Source organism: Achromobacter sp. EG18, from assembly GCF_059759395.1.
Map to the genome: position 1 here is coordinate 5269366 of NZ_CM186213.1, position 16371 is coordinate 5285736.

General features: G+C 65.8%; 16 protein-coding genes. 7 read left to right on the forward strand and 9 right to left on the reverse strand.

The window, feature by feature from the left end:
• Position 1: 1 nt before the first annotated feature.
• The 4 genes from AC6CR5_RS24365 to AC6CR5_RS24380 are packed head-to-tail and all read right to left on the reverse strand — an operon-like array spanning position 2 to position 3353.
• Positions 2-460 (reverse strand): ExbD/TolR family protein, encoded by a 459-nt coding sequence (locus tag AC6CR5_RS24365; protein ID WP_006388741.1) that lies wholly within the window; start codon positions 458-460, stop codon positions 2-4.
• Positions 460-1140, reverse strand: a complete 681-nt coding sequence (tolQ, locus tag AC6CR5_RS24370) for a protein TolQ (protein WP_006388742.1) — start codon at positions 1138-1140, stop codon at positions 460-462. Before tolQ ends, AC6CR5_RS24365 begins: the two co-directional genes overlap by 1 nt.
• A gap of 2 nt (positions 1141-1142) precedes the next feature.
• A complete protein-coding gene (gene ybgC / locus AC6CR5_RS24375; protein WP_006388743.1) occupies positions 1143-1565 on the reverse strand; it encodes a tol-pal system-associated acyl-CoA thioesterase in 423 nt (140 codons plus the stop codon).
• A 57-nt stretch (positions 1566-1622) separates the two neighbouring features.
• Complete coding sequence (locus tag AC6CR5_RS24380) at positions 1623-3353, reverse strand: proline--tRNA ligase (protein ID WP_054446655.1); 1731 nt, start codon at positions 3351-3353, stop codon at positions 1623-1625.
• 65 nt (positions 3354-3418) lie between these two features.
• Here AC6CR5_RS24380 and AC6CR5_RS24385 point away from each other — a divergent pair, with 65 nt between their 5' ends.
• The 6 genes from AC6CR5_RS24385 (at position 3419) to AC6CR5_RS24410 (ending at position 9461) form a co-directional block, all read left to right on the forward strand.
• Positions 3419-3991, forward strand: a complete 573-nt coding sequence (locus AC6CR5_RS24385) for an RNA pyrophosphohydrolase (protein WP_006217428.1) — start codon at positions 3419-3421, stop codon at positions 3989-3991.
• Positions 3972-4658, forward strand: a complete 687-nt coding sequence (locus tag AC6CR5_RS24390; RefSeq protein ID WP_020925157.1) for a response regulator — start codon at positions 3972-3974, stop codon at positions 4656-4658. Before AC6CR5_RS24385 ends, AC6CR5_RS24390 begins: the two co-directional genes overlap by 20 nt.
• Before the next feature lie 7 nt (positions 4659-4665).
• Complete coding sequence (locus AC6CR5_RS24395; RefSeq protein WP_026382455.1) at positions 4666-6198, forward strand: sensor histidine kinase; 1533 nt, start codon at positions 4666-4668, stop codon at positions 6196-6198.
• Between the two features lie 212 nt (positions 6199-6410).
• Complete coding sequence (locus AC6CR5_RS24400) at positions 6411-6890, forward strand: tripartite tricarboxylate transporter TctB family protein (protein WP_006388747.1); 480 nt, start codon at positions 6411-6413, stop codon at positions 6888-6890.
• A gap of 6 nt (positions 6891-6896) precedes the next feature.
• On the forward strand, positions 6897-8420 hold the full coding sequence (locus tag AC6CR5_RS24405) for a tripartite tricarboxylate transporter permease (protein ID WP_047993453.1): 1524 nt from the start codon (positions 6897-6899) through the stop codon (positions 8418-8420).
• Positions 8421-8531: 111 nt separating this feature from the next.
• Positions 8532-9461 carry a 2-hydroxyacid dehydrogenase gene (locus tag AC6CR5_RS24410; RefSeq protein ID WP_047993452.1) on the forward strand — a complete coding sequence of 310 codons (930 nt, stop codon included), beginning with the start codon at positions 8532-8534 and terminating at the stop codon, positions 9459-9461.
• On the opposite strand, the gene AC6CR5_RS24415 is transcribed toward AC6CR5_RS24410, so the two are convergent.
• Positions 9455-10396, reverse strand: a complete 942-nt coding sequence (locus tag AC6CR5_RS24415; protein WP_006388750.1) for a LysR family transcriptional regulator — start codon at positions 10394-10396, stop codon at positions 9455-9457. The genes AC6CR5_RS24410 and AC6CR5_RS24415 overlap by 7 nt on opposite strands.
• A gap of 124 nt (positions 10397-10520) precedes the next feature.
• Between AC6CR5_RS24415 and AC6CR5_RS24420 the strand changes: the two genes are divergently transcribed.
• Positions 10521-11153 (forward strand): FMN-dependent NADH-azoreductase, encoded by a 633-nt coding sequence (locus AC6CR5_RS24420; RefSeq protein WP_006388751.1) that lies wholly within the window; start codon positions 10521-10523, stop codon positions 11151-11153.
• Positions 11154-11205: 52 nt separating this feature from the next.
• On the opposite strand, the gene AC6CR5_RS24425 is transcribed toward AC6CR5_RS24420, so the two are convergent.
• The 4 genes from AC6CR5_RS24425 to AC6CR5_RS24440 form a co-directional block, all read right to left on the reverse strand.
• Positions 11206-12111 carry an NAD(P)-dependent oxidoreductase gene (locus tag AC6CR5_RS24425; RefSeq protein ID WP_006388752.1) on the reverse strand — a complete coding sequence of 302 codons (906 nt, stop codon included), beginning with the start codon at positions 12109-12111 and terminating at the stop codon, positions 11206-11208.
• 52 nt (positions 12112-12163) lie between these two features.
• Entirely contained in the window at positions 12164-13768 is a 1605-nt protein-coding gene (locus tag AC6CR5_RS24430; protein WP_047993451.1) for a gamma-glutamyltransferase family protein, read from the reverse strand.
• 203 nt (positions 13769-13971) lie between these two features.
• Positions 13972-15477 (reverse strand): tripartite tricarboxylate transporter permease, encoded by a 1506-nt coding sequence (locus AC6CR5_RS24435; RefSeq protein ID WP_047993450.1) that lies wholly within the window; start codon positions 15475-15477, stop codon positions 13972-13974.
• Between the two features lie 13 nt (positions 15478-15490).
• A complete protein-coding gene (locus AC6CR5_RS24440; protein WP_054446657.1) occupies positions 15491-15955 on the reverse strand; it encodes a tripartite tricarboxylate transporter TctB family protein in 465 nt (154 codons plus the stop codon).
• Between the last annotated feature and the right edge of the window lie 416 nt (positions 15956-16371).

Genomic DNA, 16371 nt, shown 5'->3' on the forward strand with positions numbered 1-16371 from the left:
GTTAGCGTTTTTTCGCGGGGGCGGGCTGGTTGCCGCCGGCGGACTGGTCCACCAGCAGGCCCAGGCGGGTGATGCCATTGGTACGCAGTTCGTCCATGACCTTCACGACCGTCTCGTAGGGCACCTTGCCGTCGGCCGCGATCACCACCGGCGTTTCCGCCGTGATGCGCGAACGCACCTGCGCCACCAGTTCGGGACGGGCAATGTCCTGCATGGTGGCGCCGGGTTCGCGCATGCGCAGCGCGATCTTGCCGTCTTCCGAAATCTGGACTTCCAGCGGCTTGACGGGAACGTCGGACGCGGCGCCCACCGACGGCAGCTGGATCAGGCCCGGCGTGATCAGCGGTGCGGTCACCATGAAGATGACCAGCAGCACCAGCATCACGTCGATGTAGGGCACCACGTTGATGTCGGCCTTCATGCGGCGGCCGGACCTGCCGCGCGAGCTTACCGAGGGCATTAGCGCACCTGCCGTTGCAGAATGTTCAGGAATTCATCGACGAAGCTGTCGAAACGGATCGAGATGCGATCGATGTCGTTGGTGAAGCGGTTGTACGCGACCACCGCGGGGATGGCGGCGAACAGGCCGATGGCGGTGGCGATCAGCGCTTCGGCGATACCCGGGGCCACCGAGGCCAGCGTGGCCTGCTGCATGTTCGACAGACCGATGAAGGCGTGCATGATGCCCCAGACCGTGCCGAGCAGGCCGATGTAGGGCGAAACCGAGCCGGCCGAGGCCAGGAAGTTCAAGTGGGATTCCAGCGCGTCCATTTCGCGCTGGTAGGCGGCGCGCATGGCGCGGCGCGGGCCGTCGAGCACGGCGGTGGCGTCATTGCTGGCGTTGCCGCGGCGGGCCTTCAGGAACTCGGTCATGCCGGCATCGAAGATGCGGGCCAGCGCGCCTTGCTCGTCGCGGCGCGAGGCCACCGCCTGCTGCAGCATCGACAGGTCGCCGCCCGACCAGAAATCGTCTTCGAAACGGCGGGTCTGGGCGTGGGCGCGCTTGATGGCCAGCCGCTTGGCGAAGATGTACGTCCAGGACATGATCGAGATGCCCAGGAGCATCAGCATGATCAACTGGACCGGCACGCTGGCGTGCGAAATCAACGAAAGCAACGACATGTCGTTGGTGGCTTGCATGGTTATTCCTGAATTGATTCCAGTTTGGCGCGGACGTCGGCCGGTAATTCCACCGGCCGCATGTTGACGGCATCGACGCAGCAGACTTGGATATTGCCTTCGGCAAGCAGTTCCCCGTCCCGTTCTGCGCGCTGCGCGAAGTGTATCGAAGCGCGGCCCAGTCGTGTGACCCGGCTGCGTATCGTAAGCAAATCGTCCAGCTTGGCCGGTTTGCGATAAGACATGTCCAGGGCGCGGACAACGAACAGGCGCTGCTCGCCGACGGCCAGGTCGGATTGATTGACTCCCAGGTCGCGCAGCCATTCGGTGCGGGCGCGCTCCAGGAATTTCAAATAGTTGGCGTAGAAAACCACCCCGCCCGCGTCCGTGTCTTCGTAGTAGACACGGACCTGCAGGAGGGATTCGGTGGACTTCGGATCGGTCACGATGGGAGATTCGATGATGCGGGTCGGGACGCGAAAAGTCCGTAGTTACTTTAAGGTTTACAGCGTGTCGAGTTTCGTCAGCACGGTTTCAAGCGCGGACTCTACCGGAATCTTGGCCGCTTCGGTTTCCCGACGGGCCTGCAATTCCACCACACCGTCGTTCAATCCGCGTTCTCCAACTGTTACACGGAGCGGCGCGCCGATCAATTCCCATTCGGCAAACATGACGCCGGGGCGGGCGTCGCGGTCGTCCAGGATGACGTCCACGCCGCGCGCCAGCAGCGATTCGTACAGCTTCAGGGAGGTGTTACGCACGGTTTCGCTTTTGCCCCAGCCCACCGGGCAGATGACGACTTCGAACGGCGCGATGGCGCGCGGCCAGATGATGCCGCGGTCGTCGTGGTTCTGCTCGATGGCGGCGCCGACGATACGGGTGATGCCGATGCCGTAGCAGCCCATTTCCAGCACGGCCGGCTTGCCGGTTTCGTCCAGGAAGGTGGCCTTGAGGGCTTCGGAGTACTTTTTACCCAGGTAGAAAACGTGTCCGACCTCGATGCCGCGCTGGATCGACAGCGTGCCCTTGCCGTCCGGCGAGGGGTCGCCGGCGACCACGTTGCGCAGGTCGGCCACCTGTTCGGGTTCGGGCAGGTCACGGCCCCAGTTCACTCCCTGGATGTGGAAGTCTTCGCGGTTGGCGCCGCAGACGAAATCGGCCATGTTGGCCACGGTGCGGTCGGCGATGACGTGCACCGGGCGCGCGGTCCGCACCGGGCCCAGGTAGCCGGGCTTGCAGCCGAAATGCTCGACGATTTCGCTTTCGGTGGCGAAACGGAAGCCGGCCAGGCCGGGCAGCTTGCTGGCCTTGATCTCGTTCAGTTCGTGGTCGCCGCGCAGCAGCAGCAGCCAGATCTCGACCTTGCCCTTGTCGCCATCGGTGGCCAGGACGATGGACTTCACCGTGCGCTCCAGCGGCAGTTCCAGCAGGCGGGCCACGTCTTCGCACTTGGCGGCGCCCGGGGTGGCCACGTCGGCCATGGGCTGGGTGGGCGCGCCGCGCTCGGCGTACAGGCCGGGCGCCTCGGCCAGCTCGATGTTGGCGGCGTAGTCGGAATCGGCGTTGTAGACCAGCAGGTCTTCGCCGGTGTCGGCGATCACCTGGAATTCATGGCTGCGGGTGCCGCCGATGGAGCCGGTGTCGGCCGCGACGGCGCGGAATTCCAGGCCCAGGCGGCCGAAGATGCGCATGTACGCGGCGTACATGTTGTCGTAGCTCTTCTGGGCGCCGGCTTCGTCGCGGTCGAAGGAGTAGGCGTCCTTCATGGTGAATTCACGGCCGCGCATCAGGCCGAAGCGGGGGCGGCGTTCGTCCCGGAACTTGGTCTGGATGTGATAGAAATTCAGCGGCAGCTGACGGTAGCTGTGGATCTCGTTGCGGGCGATGTCGGTGATCACCTCTTCCGAGGTCGGCTGTAGCACGAAATCGCGCTGGTGCCGGTCCTTGATGCGCAGCAGCTCGGCGCCGTACTGCTCCCAGCGGCCCGATTCCATCCAGAGTTCGGCCGGCTGGACTACCGGCATCAGCAGTTCGATCGCGCCCGAGGCGTTCATTTCCTCGCGGACGATGGCCTCGACCTTGCGGATGATCTTCAGGCCCAGCGGCATGTAGGTGTAGATGCCGCCCGCGAGCTTGCGGATCATGCCGGCCCGGGTCATCAGCTGGTGGCTGGCGACTTCGGCTTCGGAAGGGGCTTCTTTCAGGGTGTTGATATGGTAGTTGGATGCGCGCATGTTTAAAGGTGGCAGCAGATACGTATAATCGACTGTAATTGTATTGAATTCGGTGGGGGTGGCCCATGCTTGACCGCGAAGGCTACCGCCCCAATGTCGGCATCATTCTCGTCAATAGCAGAAACGAGGTCTTTTGGGGCAAGCGTATCAGGGAACATGCCTGGCAGTTCCCGCAGGGCGGCATCAAGTACGGCGAAAGCCCGGTGCAGGCCATGTATCGCGAGCTCCATGAAGAGGTGGGCCTGAAGCCCGAGCATGTCCGTATTTTGGGGCGTACACGCGATTGGTTACGTTATAACGTGCCCGATCACTTCGTCCGGCGTGAGTGGCGTGGCCACTATAAAGGACAAAAGCAGATTTGGTTCTTGTTGCGCCTGGTGGGACGTGACAGCGACGTATGCCTGCGCGCGACGCAGCATCCGGAATTCGACGCCTGGCGCTGGAGCCAGTACTGGGTGCCGCTGGATGCCGTGATCGAGTTCAAGCGGGACGTCTATACCCAGGCGTTGAACGAGTTGTCGGCAATCCTCTTTCGGCGTCATCACGAAACCCGCTACCTGCGTCAGCGCGTGCATGGGCAGCGGGCGGCGGAGAACTTGCCCGAAGGAACGGACGGTCATGCGCATATTGTTGGTTGAAGATGAACGGGACATGGCGTCCTGGCTGATGCGCGCGCTCGCGCAAAGCGGCTTCGTGCCGGACCACGCGGCCGACGCGCGCACGGCCGAGGCCTTCATGGCGGGCACCGAGTACGACGCCATCGTCATGGACCTGCGCCTGCCCGACAAGCACGGCCTGGTGGTGCTGCGTGAGATGCGCAACCGCGATGACCGCACCCCGGTGCTGCTGCTGACCGCCCAGGGCGCCCTGCAGGACCGGGTCCGCGGCCTGAACCTGGGCGCTGACGATTTCCTGACCAAGCCGTTCGCCCTGGAAGAACTGGAAGCCCGCCTGACCGCGCTGGTGCGCCGCAGCCGCGGCCGCCAGCATCCGCGCCTGCAGTGCGGATCGCTGTCGTACGACAGTGAAAGCCGCGCCTTCACGCTCGACGGCTCCCTCCTGTTCCTGACCCCGCGCGAGCATGCCGCCCTGGCGGCGCTGCTGACGCGCAGCGGCTACCCGGTGGACAAGTCGCAACTGTTCGGCAAGGTCTTCACCCACGATAGCGAGGCCAATCCGGACGCCATCGAGGTGGTGCTGCACCGCCTGCGCAAGAAGCTGGCCGGCAGCGACGTGCGCATAGTCACGGTGCGCGGGCTCGGCTACATGCTGGAAAGCGTCGCCAGCGAAGCCGCCGACTCCTGACGCCCTCGTGAGCCTCCGGATCCCTGGGTTGCCGCGGGTCGGCATCCGCGCGCTGCTGATCATCCTGTTGCTGCCCGGCGTGGTGGCGCTGCTGGTCATCGACAGCCTGAACGACTACCGCACCCTGTCCGAGATCACCAACGAGGCCTACGACAGCGCGCTGGTTGAGCCTGCCCGGGTCCTCGAAAGCAGCCTGGAATTCACGCCCGACGGCTCGCTCCAGGTGGCGACGCCGCTGTACGCCCAGGTCATGCTGGAATCGCGCGCCGGGCTGCGCAAGTATTTCCGCATCGAACAGATCGATCCGCCCTTGCCGGACGGCGCGCCGGTGCCCCTGGAGCAGGGCAAGACGCTGCTGGGCATGCCCGAACTGCCGCGCCCGCCAAGCTGGCCGCGCTCCAACGGGCCGCCGGTGTTCTACGACGGGGTCTACCGCAATGACCCGGTGCGGGTGGTATCGCTGGTGCGCGACCTGTATTACCAGGGCGTGCATCGCCAGGTGTTGGTGCTGGTGGCCGAAAGCACGGGCAAGCGCATCGAGGCCGAGAACAGCGCCCGGCGCCAGGAAATCCTGCGCGACGCGCGCATGCTGGCGCTCGTGGTGCTGCTGGTCTGGTGGGGGGTGTCCTGGGCCTTGAAACCGCTGCGCCGCCTGCGCGCCGACATCCGCAACCGCAGGCCCGACGACCTGACCCCGCTCGATGCCTCCCGCGTGCCCAGCGAAGTTGCGCCGCTGGTCGACGCCGTCAATCACCACATCGCCCGTTACCGCCGCGTGCTGGAAGAGCAGTCGCATTTCCTGGCCGACGCCTCGCACCAGTTGCGCACGCCGTTGGCCATCATGCTGACGCAGGCGCAATACGCCTTGCGCGAACGCGATCCGGCGCGGGCCCAGGAAGGCTTGCGCGCCATCGTCGACCAACTGGGCCGCACCCGCCGCCTGACCGAGCAATTGCTGTCGCTGGCGCACGCCAACCAGGCGGACCAGTTGCCGCGCCAACTGCTCGACATGAACGCGGTCTCGCGCGAGGTGGTGTTGCAGTACCTGCCGCTGGCGCACGAAAAGCAACAGGACCTGGGCTGGGTGCAGGCCGTCAACGCGCAGGGCCAGGAAATCGGCGCGCCCGTCTCCGGCAGCGAAGCCGAATTGCATGAGGCCTTGTCCAACCTGGTCCACAACGCCATCCATTACGCGCCCGTCGGGGCGCGCATCACGGTATCGGTCAGCCGGGTCGAAAACCGTGCCGAGGTGGCCGTGTCCGACAACGGCCCCGGGCTACAGCCGCTCCTGCGGGCCCGCGCCTTCGCCCGCTTCGAGCGTGTCGGGACCGACAAACCGGTGGCATCCTCCGGTTCGGGCCTGGGACTGGCCATCGCCCGGGCCTATGCCCGCCGCAACGATGGCGACATCGAATTGCGCGACGGCGAGCCCAACGCGCAGGGCGGGGTCGGCCTGGCTTCTGTGCTGTGGCTGCCGCTGGCCACGACCGTCTCGCAGTATCCGCGTCCCGCCGACGTCGAGTTCACCGGCGAACAATAATTCCGCCAAGCTTTCATTCCATCGCCCCGAGCCGCGTGGCGCGACGCATCTTTCTCCATCAGGGATAACCCCCGGATTCAGGATCGCGACAGCGCATAGAAAGCGAATTAGCAGCTTCCTTCCGTAATCTGCCAGCCGGCTTGTTGTAAAGAGCCGGATGGCGCACGCTCTTGGCGCCATCCCGAGGGCCCGCACGGCCCTGCTCCAGGAGGATGGAAGTGCAAAAAACAATTAATAGAAAGGACTACTACGGCGGCGCGCTGATGGTCCTTGTCGGGTTGGGGGCGATCTACGGTGGTACGGACTATCACATCGGAACGCTCAGTCACATGGGGCCGGGGTTCTTCCCCGCGGCACTGGGCGGCCTGCTGGCGCTGACGGGGATCCTGATCGCGATCTCGGCGCGCTCCGGCGAATCCACGCCGCCCGCGCCGGGCGATGGCCACGCGCACGGCCTGCCGGACCTGCGCGGCAGCGTCTGCATCCTGCTCGGGACGCTGGCGTTCCTGCTGTTGGGCCACTACGGCGGCCTGCTGCCCGCCACGTTCGCCATCGTGTTCATCTCCGCCCTGGGCGACCGCAAGAACACGGTCAAGCAGGCATTCGTGCTGTCGATCGGCATGTCCGTGATCGCGGTGGTGGTTTTCTGGTGGGCGCTGCAACTGCAGCTGCCGCTGTTTCGCTGGGGTTGATACGCCATGATTTCTCAAGCTTTGACCGATCTCTGGTACGGCTTTGGCGTCGCGTTCCAGCTCCATAACCTGATGTGGTCGTTCTTCGGCGTGCTGGTGGGCAACCTCATCGGCGTGCTGCCCGGCATGGGCGCGCTGTCGGCCATCTCGATCCTGCTGCCGCTGACCTACGTGATGCAGCCGGTGCCCGCCATCCTGATGCTGGCCGGCATCTTCTACGGCTCGCAGTACGGCGGCGCCATCGGCGCGATCCTGCTCAACCTGCCTTCGCATCCGCCGCACGCGGTGACGTGTCTAGACGGGTATCCACTGACCAAACAGGGCAAGGGGGGAACGGCGCTCGGCATCACGATGATCTGCTCGTTCTTCGCGGCCTCGGTCGGCATCATCGTCATGATCTTCGCCTCGCCGCTGCTGGTCGAGGTGGCCTTCAAGTTCGGCCCGACCGAGATCTTCTCGATCATGCTGCTGGGCCTGCTGGCCGGCGCCACGATGTCGCGCGGCTCGCCGCTCAAGGGCGTGGCCATGACGCTGTTCGGCCTGATGTGCGGCGTGGTCGGCACCGACGTGAACACCGGCACCATCCGCTTCTCGTTCGGCCTGCTGGACCTGTCCGATGGCCTGGAACTGGTGGCGATCTCGATGGGCCTGTTCGGCGTTGCCGACTTCCTGATGAGCGTCAACCGCATGACCATCATCGGCAGCGGCGCCAAGCTGCGCCTGCGCGACATGCGCCCCAGCAAGCAGGAAATGAAGACGGCCTTCTGGCCGATGGTGCGCGGTACCGCGGTGGGTACGCTGTTTGGCGCCATGCCCGGCACCGGGCCGACCATCACCACCTTCGTGGCCTATGCGCTGGAGCGCAAGATCTCCAAGACGCCCGAGAAGTTCGGCACCGGCATGATCGCGGGCGTGGCCTCGCCCGAAGCCTCGTCGCACTCCAAGACGCAGGTCGACTTCATCCCCACGATGAGCCTGGGCATCCCCGGCGACGCGGTGATGGCGCTGATCCTGGGCGCGCTGCTGATCCAGGGCATCCAGCCCGGCCCGCAGCTTATCACCGAGCATCCGGACATCTTCTGGGGCCTGATCGCCAGCTTCTGGGTCGGCAACGTGCTGCTGATGGTGCTCAACGTGCCGCTGATCGGCGTCTGGGTCAAGCTGCTGCAGGTGCCGTACCGCTACCTGTTCCCGTCGGCGCTGTTCTTCATCGCGGTGGGCGTGTTCAGTACCCAGAACAGCCTCTTCCAGATCTGGGAAGTGCTGGCCTTCGGTGTGATCGGCGCCATCCTCATGACGCTGGAATTCTCGGTCGCGCCCATCCTGCTCGGCTTTGTGCTGGGCCCCATGGTCGAAGAGAACTTCCGCCGCGCCTTGCTGTTGTCGCGCGGTGACCTGGCGGTGTTCGTGCAACGCCCGATCAGCGCCTGGTTCATTGCCGCCAGCGCCTTGCTGATCCTGCTGCAGTTGTGGGCCTTCGCGCGCCGCAGCCGCGGCAAGAACAAGCCGCAGTTGCCGCAAGCGGCCTGACCCCCGGCATTGTCCGCAGCGCAAACGGCCCGGCGTTCACGCCGGGCCGTTTGATTTGTGCGCCGTCTTCCCCCATGCTTGCGATTTCCCGAGCCCGTCCGGATCTACGCCATGCATATCCTCTTCGCCTGCCCCCTGCACGACCCCGACGTCTGGGTCCCGCGCCTGCAAGCCGCCATGCCCGGCTGTCGCATTTCCGTCTGGAATCCCGACGGCCCGCCATCCGGCGCCGAGGTCGCCCTGGTATGGAAGCCGCCGGTCGAGCTGTTCCAGCACGAGACCGGCATCGAGACGCTGTTCAACCTGGGAGCGGGCGTGGACGCCTTGCTCAAGATGAAGGAGATTCCGCCGCACGTGCGCATCGTGCGGCTGGAGGACGCCGGCATGTCGGTGCAGATGGCCGAGTACGCGCTTTACGCGCTGCTGCGCGTGTCGCGCGATTTCCAGGCCTTCGACGAGTCGCAGGCGCGCCAGCACTGGGATACCCGCGAAGGCACGCGCCAGGCCGATTGGCCGGTGGGCGTGCTGGGCCTGGGCCAGGTCGGCGCGCGCGTGGCGCAGACGCTGGCCGAGTTCGGTTATCCGGTGGCGGGCTGGTCGCGCACGCCGCGCGAGATCCCCGGCGTGGAGTCCTTCTCCGGGCAGGACGCCTTGCCGGCCTTCCTGGCGCGCACCCGCTTCCTGGTGAACGTGCTGCCGCTCACGCCCGACACCCGTGGCATCCTCAACCGCGGCACGCTCGGCCAACTGCTGCCCGAGGCGCACCTAGTCAACGTCGGCCGTGGTGAACACCTGGTCGAGGAAGACTTGGTGCAGATGCTGGAAGAGGGCGAAATCGCCGGCGCCACGCTCGACGTGTTCCACACCGAACCGCTGCCCAAGGATCATCCTTTCTGGCGCGATCCGCGCGTGCATGTCACGCCGCACATCGCCGCCCGCACGCTGCGCGACGAAAGCATCGAGCAGATCGCCGGCAAGGTCGCCCGGCTGATGCGCGGCGAACCCATCACCGGCGTGGTCGAGCGCGAGCGCGGCTACTGAGCGGCGGGCGCCGTGGCGCCTTGCTTCTCCAGCCGCTGATAGGTGGGGGGCAGGCGCTGCGACAGGAAATCCAGCAGCGTGCGCACCGCCGGCATCATGCCGCGCCGCGACGGATAGATGCAGTGGACGATGCCTTCCGGCGATTGCCACTGCGGCAGTACCGGCACCAGTTGGCCGCGGCGCAGTTCTTCCTGGGTCGCGATCGAGGGCAGCAACGCGATGCCGCGGCCGCGCACGGCGGCTTCCACCAGCACGATGAAGTCGTTGCACGAGAGCTGCGGCTTGAGTTCGATGTGCACCTCTTCGCCCTTGTCGTTGCGCAGCGGCCAGCGCACCTCGTTCTGCGGATCGCTGAAGCTCAGGGTGGTGTGCGAGGCCAGGTCCTGGGGCGTGTCGGGCGCGCCGTGGCGCTGCAGGTAGCCCGGGCTGGCCACCAGCGTGCCGCGCGCCGTGCCCAGGTGCCGCACCACCAGTTCCGCGTCGGTATCGAGCTTGGTGCGCACCCGCAGTGCCAGGTCCACCCCTTCGCGGATCAGGTCCACGCGGCGATTGGTCACCAGCAACTGCACCGAAATGGCCGGCCAGGCGTCCAGGAATTCCGGCAATAGCGGCGCCAGCACGTCCTGCGCGATAGAGACCGGGCAGCTGACCACCACCGGGCCGGTGGGTTCTGACTGCAACTGGCGCATGGCGTCGTCGGCCGCGCGCGCCGAGGCGGCCATTTCACGGCAGTAATGCAGATAGCGTTCGCCGGCGGCCGTCAGGCGCAGGCGGCGGGTGGTGCGTTGCAGGAGCCGCACGCCCAGGCTTTCCTCCAGGTGCGAGATGCGGCGCGACAGGCGTGATTTGGGAATGTCCAGGGCTCGCGCCGCCGCGCTGAAACCGCCTTGTTCGACGACTTGGGAAAAATAGTAGAGGTCGTTTAGATCTTGCATGATTGTTCTATGCCTGGAACGAATAGTTCATCATACCCGGGTTTATGTGATCAATTAAGCGGTCTACAGTGACGCCATGCATTCAGGACCCGCGCCCTTCGCGGTCCGCACTGGAGATCACGTCATGAAGACCCTCGTCATCCTTTCCTCGATTCTCGGCAACCGCTCGCACAGCAAGGAGCTGGCCGATCACATGGTGGCCCGCATCAAGCAGGCCAATCCCGCTGCCGTCATCACCACCCGCGACATCGGCGCCGAGCCCTTGCCGTACTTCGACGGCGCGACCGCCGGCGCCCTGTTCACGCCCGCCGATGCGCGTACGCTGGAGCAGCAACGCATCGTCGAACGCAGCGACGCGCTGGTTGCGGAACTGCTGCAGGCCGATCGCATCGTGTTCGCGGTGCCGGTCTACAACTTCAACCTGCCCGCCCAATTCAAGAGCTATCTGGACCACGTGGCCCGTGCCGGCGTCACGTTCCGTTATACGCCGGAAGGCGTGGCCGAGGGCCTGGTGAAGGGTAAGCAGGTGTTCGTGCTGACCGCGCGCGGCGGCAAGGCGGAAGGCACGCCCGCCGATACCATGACGCCGTACCTGCGGCAGATGCTGGGCTTCCTGGGCATGGATGAAGTCACGTTTATCGCCGCCGAAGGCATGGCGATGGGCGAAGTCGCGGCGCTCGAAGGCGTGGCACTGGCGCGCCAGCGCATCGACGCGCTCGACCTGGCGCCGTCGCAAGTCTCGCGGCAGGCCGCCTGACGCCACGAAAAAGCGGACCCGGCAGGTCCGCTTTTTTCATGTCGGCGGGCGTTCAATCCCGCAGGCGCTTGATCAGGCTGGAAGTATCCCAGCGGCCGCCGCCCATTTTCTGCACGTCGCCGTAGAACTGGTCCACCAGCGCCGTCAGCGGCAGGCGCGCGCCATTGTGGCGGGCCTCGGCCAGCACCAGGCCGAGATCCTTGCGCATCCAGTCCACCGCGAAGCCGAAGTCGAACTTGTCGTCGACCATGGTGCCGCCGCGGTTTTCCATCTGCCAGCTCTGCGCCGCGCCCTTGCTGATCACGTCCAGCACCAGCTTCATGTCCAGGTCGGCTGCCTGGCCGAACGCCACGGCCTCGGACAGGCCCTGCACGATGCCGGCGATACAGATCTGGTTGACCATCTTGGCCAACTGGCCGGCTCCGGGCGGACCCACGCGCGTCACGGCGCGGCCAAAGGCCTGAGCCACCGGCTTGATGGCGTCGAACACGGCCTGTTCTCCGCCGCACATGATGGTGAGAACGCCGTTGACCGCGCCGGCCTGGCCGCCCGACACCGGGGCGTCGATGAAGTTCAGGCCAAGATCCTTGGCTTGCGCGTAAAGTTCGCGCGCCACGTCCGCCGAGGCGGTGGTGTGGTCGACGAACACCGCGCCCGGGGCCATGCCGGCGAAGGCGCCGTCGGGCCCCAGGGTGACGCTGCGCAGGTCATCGTCGTTGCCGACGCAGGCGAACACGATCTGCGCGCCCGCGACCGCCTCGCGCGGCGTCATGGCGCTGCGGCCGCCGAATTCAGCGGCCCAGGCCTGGGCCTTGGAAGACGTGCGGTTGTAGACGGTGACGTCGTGCCCAGCGCGGGCCAGGTGGCCGGCCATGGGCAGGCCCATCACGCCCAGGCCGAGGAATGCGACTTTCTGGGCCACGACCGCGTCGTAGCTCTTGGTACCGATCGATGCCATGCAGGGGACTCCGCTGTGGAAAGGAAAACCTGAGGCAGTAACCTTAACGCAATCAATAGCCGGCGGCGAGTCCATCGCGACGGCTGTCGCTGGCGCTGACGTAGCCGTCGACGGCGGGATCGCCCAGGCGCCAGATGAACTGGCCGGAGCCGAAATCCATGTACGGGTCGTCGATGCCTTCAAGCACGTGGCCGCGCGCGCGCAGGCCCTGCGTCACGGCGGCGGGCATCGAGGTCTCCACGTCGACCGCCAGCCCCTGGTTCCACTTCCAGCGCGGGGCGTCGCAGGCCGCCTGGGGCTGCTGGCCGTAGTCGAGCATGCGCACCAGCGTCTGCACCTGGCCCTGCGGTTGCATGTTGCCGCCCATCACGCCAAAGCTCATCACCGGCGCGCCGTCGCGCATCAGGAAACCGGGAATGATGGTGTGGAATGGGCGCTTGCCGCCGGCCACCGCATTGGGATGATCGGCCTGGGTGCTGAAGCAGTGGCCGCGGTTCTGCAGGCTGACGCCGGTGCCCGGCACCACCACGCCCGAACCGAAGCCCATGTAGTTCGACTGGATGAAGCTGACCATCATGCCGCTTCGGTCGGCCGCGGTCAGGTAGACCGTGCCGCCCTGCGGGGCGTGGCCGCAGGCGAACGCCTGGGCGACGTTGGGATCGATCAGCCGCGCGCGCTCGGCAAGGTAGTCGGCGCGCAGCATCTGCTCGGGCGCCAGGCGCATGTGGCGGGCGTCGGCGACGTGGGCATAGACGTCGGCAAAGGCCAGCTTCATGGCCTCGAGCAGCAGGTGCTGCGTGTCGGGATGGTCGATGGGCCGTGCGGCCAGGTCGAAGTTCTGCAGGATGCCCAGCGCGATCAGGGCGGCGATGCCCTGGCCGTTCGGCGGAATCTGGTGCAGGGTGTGGCCGCGGTACGACTGGCTGATCGGCGTCACCCATTCCGGCGCGAAATCGCGCAGGTCGGCCAGCGTCATGGCGGCCTCATGGGCCTGTGCGTGGGCCACCAGCTTGTGGGCGGTTTCGCCCTCGTAGAAATCACGGCCGCCGCTTGCGGCGATGCGCTTGAGCGTTGCGGCGGCGCCTTTCAGGATGAAGTGCTCGCCGATCAGCGGAGCCCGTCCACGCGGCAGGAAGTGTTCCGAGAAGCCTGGCTGCGGTTGCAGCACGTCGGCCTGCGCCGCCCATTTCCGATGCACCATCGGACTGACGGCGAAGCCGCGCTCGGCGTAATCGATGGCGGGCGCGAGGACGTCGGCGAACGACAGCCGGCCCAGTTTTTCATGCAGCGCCGCCCAGCCCGCGACGCAGCCCGGCACCGTGACGCTGTCCCAGCCGCGGGGCGGTATCGCGCCCTGATGCCTGCGGCGGAAATAATCCGGGTTCCAGGCCATGGGCGCGGGACCCGATGCGTTCAGGCCGTGCAGTTTCGAGCCGTCCCAGACGATGGCGAAGCAATCCGATCCCAGGCCGTTGCTGACCGGCTCGGTCAGCGTCAGCGTCGCCGCCGCGGCGATGGCCGCATCCACCGCGTTGCCGCCGTTGGCCAATACGCGTAGCCCCGCCTGCGCCGCCAATGGCTGCGAGGTGGCGACGATATTGCGGGCGAAGACCGGTGTGCGCGTCGTGGGATAGGGGTTGTTCCAGTCGAAATTCATGTCGAATCGTCGCGTGGGGTAAACCCGTAGCTTAACGTAGATGCCGGTGTTTGCGCGCACACCTTGTATTGGGTTGTAGTGCTTTGTTTCGTATGCCGGCTCGCGCCGGCGCCGGCCCGCCAAGCCGCGCGCGCAAAGAAAAACCCCCGGCAAGCCGGGGGTCGGTAGGGGACGCGATGCCGCCGCGCGCGGCGGCATTGTCCTCAATCTTCTTCGACGAAGGTCTCTTCGCGCTTCTTGCGGATCGCCGGCAGGGCCACCAGCACCACCAGGAACAGCGCCACGGCCAGCAGCGAGGCCGACAGCGGGCGCGTCACGAAGGTGCTGAAGTCGCCGCGCGACAGCAGCAGGGCACGGCGGAAGTTCTCTTCCATCATGGGGCCGAGCACCAGGCCCAGCAGCAGCGGGGCGCCTTCGCACTTCAGCTTCGACCAGACGTAGCCGATGATGCCGAAGATGGCGGTGGTGAAGATGTCGAACGTGTTGTAGTTCAACGAATACACCCCGATCGTGCAGAACACCAGGATCGCCGGGAACAGGATGCGGTAGGGCACCTTGAGCAGCTTGACCCACAGGCCGATCAGCGGCAGGTTCAGCACCACCAGCATCAGGTTGCCGATCCACATCGAGGCGATCAGGCCCCAGAACAGCTCGGGGTGGCTCGTCATCACTTGCGGGCCGGGCTGGATGTTGTGGATCGTCATCGCGCCGACCATCAGCGCCATCACGGCGTTGCCCGGGATGCCCAGGGTCAGCAGCGGGATGAACGAGGTCTGCGCGGCCGCGTTGTTGGCCGATTCCGGGCCCGCCAGGCCGGCCGGGTGGCCCTTGCCGAAGCGTTCCGGATTCTTCGAGATCTTCTTTTCCAGCGTGTACGACGCGAACGACGACAGCACCGCGCCGCCACCCGGCAGGATGCCCAGGGCCGAACCCAGGGCCGTGCCACGTATTACGGCAGGCGCGGCTTCCTTGAACTCCTGCTTGTTCGGGTACAGCGAACCGATCTTGTCGGTGATGTCGACGCGGTTTTCCTTCTGCTCCAGGTTGGTCATGATTTCGGCGAAGCCGAACACGCCCATGGCCACGATGGCGAAGTCGATGCCGTCCTGCAGTTCGGGGATGCCGAAGTCGAAGCGGGCCACGCCCGAGTTGACGTCGGTGCCGACCATGCCCAGCAGCAGGCCCAGGATGATCATCGCGATCGCCTTGGGCAGCGAGCCCGAGGCCAGCACCACGGCGCCGACCAGGCCCAGGCACATCAGCGAGAAGTACTCGGCGGGGCCGAACTTGAACGCGACTTCAGCCAGCGGGGGCGCGAAGGCGGCCAGCAGCAGCGTAGCCACGCAGCCCGCGAAGAACGAGCCCAGCGCGGCGATCGCCAGGGCGGCGCCGGCACGGCCATTGCGCGCCATCTGGTGACCGTCGAGCACGGTCACCACCGCGGACGTCTCACCAGGCAGCGCCACCAGAATGGCCGTGGTCGAGCCGCCGTACTGGGCGCCGTAATAGATACCCGCCAGCATGATCAGGCCGGCCACCGGGGGCAGCACGTACGTGATCGGCAGCAGCATCGCGATGGTCGGGACCGGGCCGATACCCGGCAGCACGCCGATCAGCGTGCCCAGAATGCAGCCCAGCAGGGCGTACAGCAGGTTCTCGGGCGTGAACGCCACCGAGAAACCCATCATCAGGTGATCAATCAATTCCATGGCCGCTTGCTCCTTAATTCATGCCCAGAAACGACGGCCACAGCGGGAAAATCAGCCCCAGCCCCTTGACGAACGCCAGATACGAGAACACCACCAGGAAGATGCCATTGGCGACGGCGACCTTCAGGTTGAACTCGTGGCTGGCCAGGCTGCTGATGACGACCAGCAGGAACACCGAGATATAGATACCCAGCAGTTTCAGGACCAGGCCATAGAAGACCACGGAGCCGACCACCAACGCGACGATGCGCCAGTCGAACTTGTCGACGTGGGTTTCATGGGCCTTCTTGGACAGCGAGCCCAGCAGCACGATGGCACCCAGCAATGCGAGAACAATGCCCAGCCAGAAAGGAAAATACCCGGGGCCCATCCGGGCGGCAGTACCCATTTGGTAGCTGCTGGCTTGCCAGGCGAATCCCAGTCCAAGGGCGATGAACATCACCCCCGACCAGAAGTCCTGTCGATTGCGTAGCTGCATGATTGGTTGGCTCCTGTTTACAGCATGTAGATAAAAAGGGCTTGTGGTCCGCCACGCCGCCCGAAAGGCGAGTGACAGGCACAAAAAAGGCACGTCTGGGGTGCCCTTGGGTTCTTCTGAAAGCGTCGGCGAGGCTTCTTGAAAGGGCGAATGGTAATGGACGCCCGCGGCGATGCAAACCCTGTAAGCTAGGTGAAAGCCTGGGGTTTTCCCTAAAATTGGGGAACTCCCGATCCCCAGTTGTAACGGGGAGGGCCAATTGAGGGTTTTTTGAAAGCTAAGTGAAAGTTGATAGAAAGAAATGCGAAAGCGGTCGTGGTGTGGTCGTCGCGTTCCTGCCGCGCGGGGGACTTTTCTAGTCGGGCTCGATCGGTTATGTTGCCCGCCGCCGGCATGACCGCCGCATTTCCTACTGA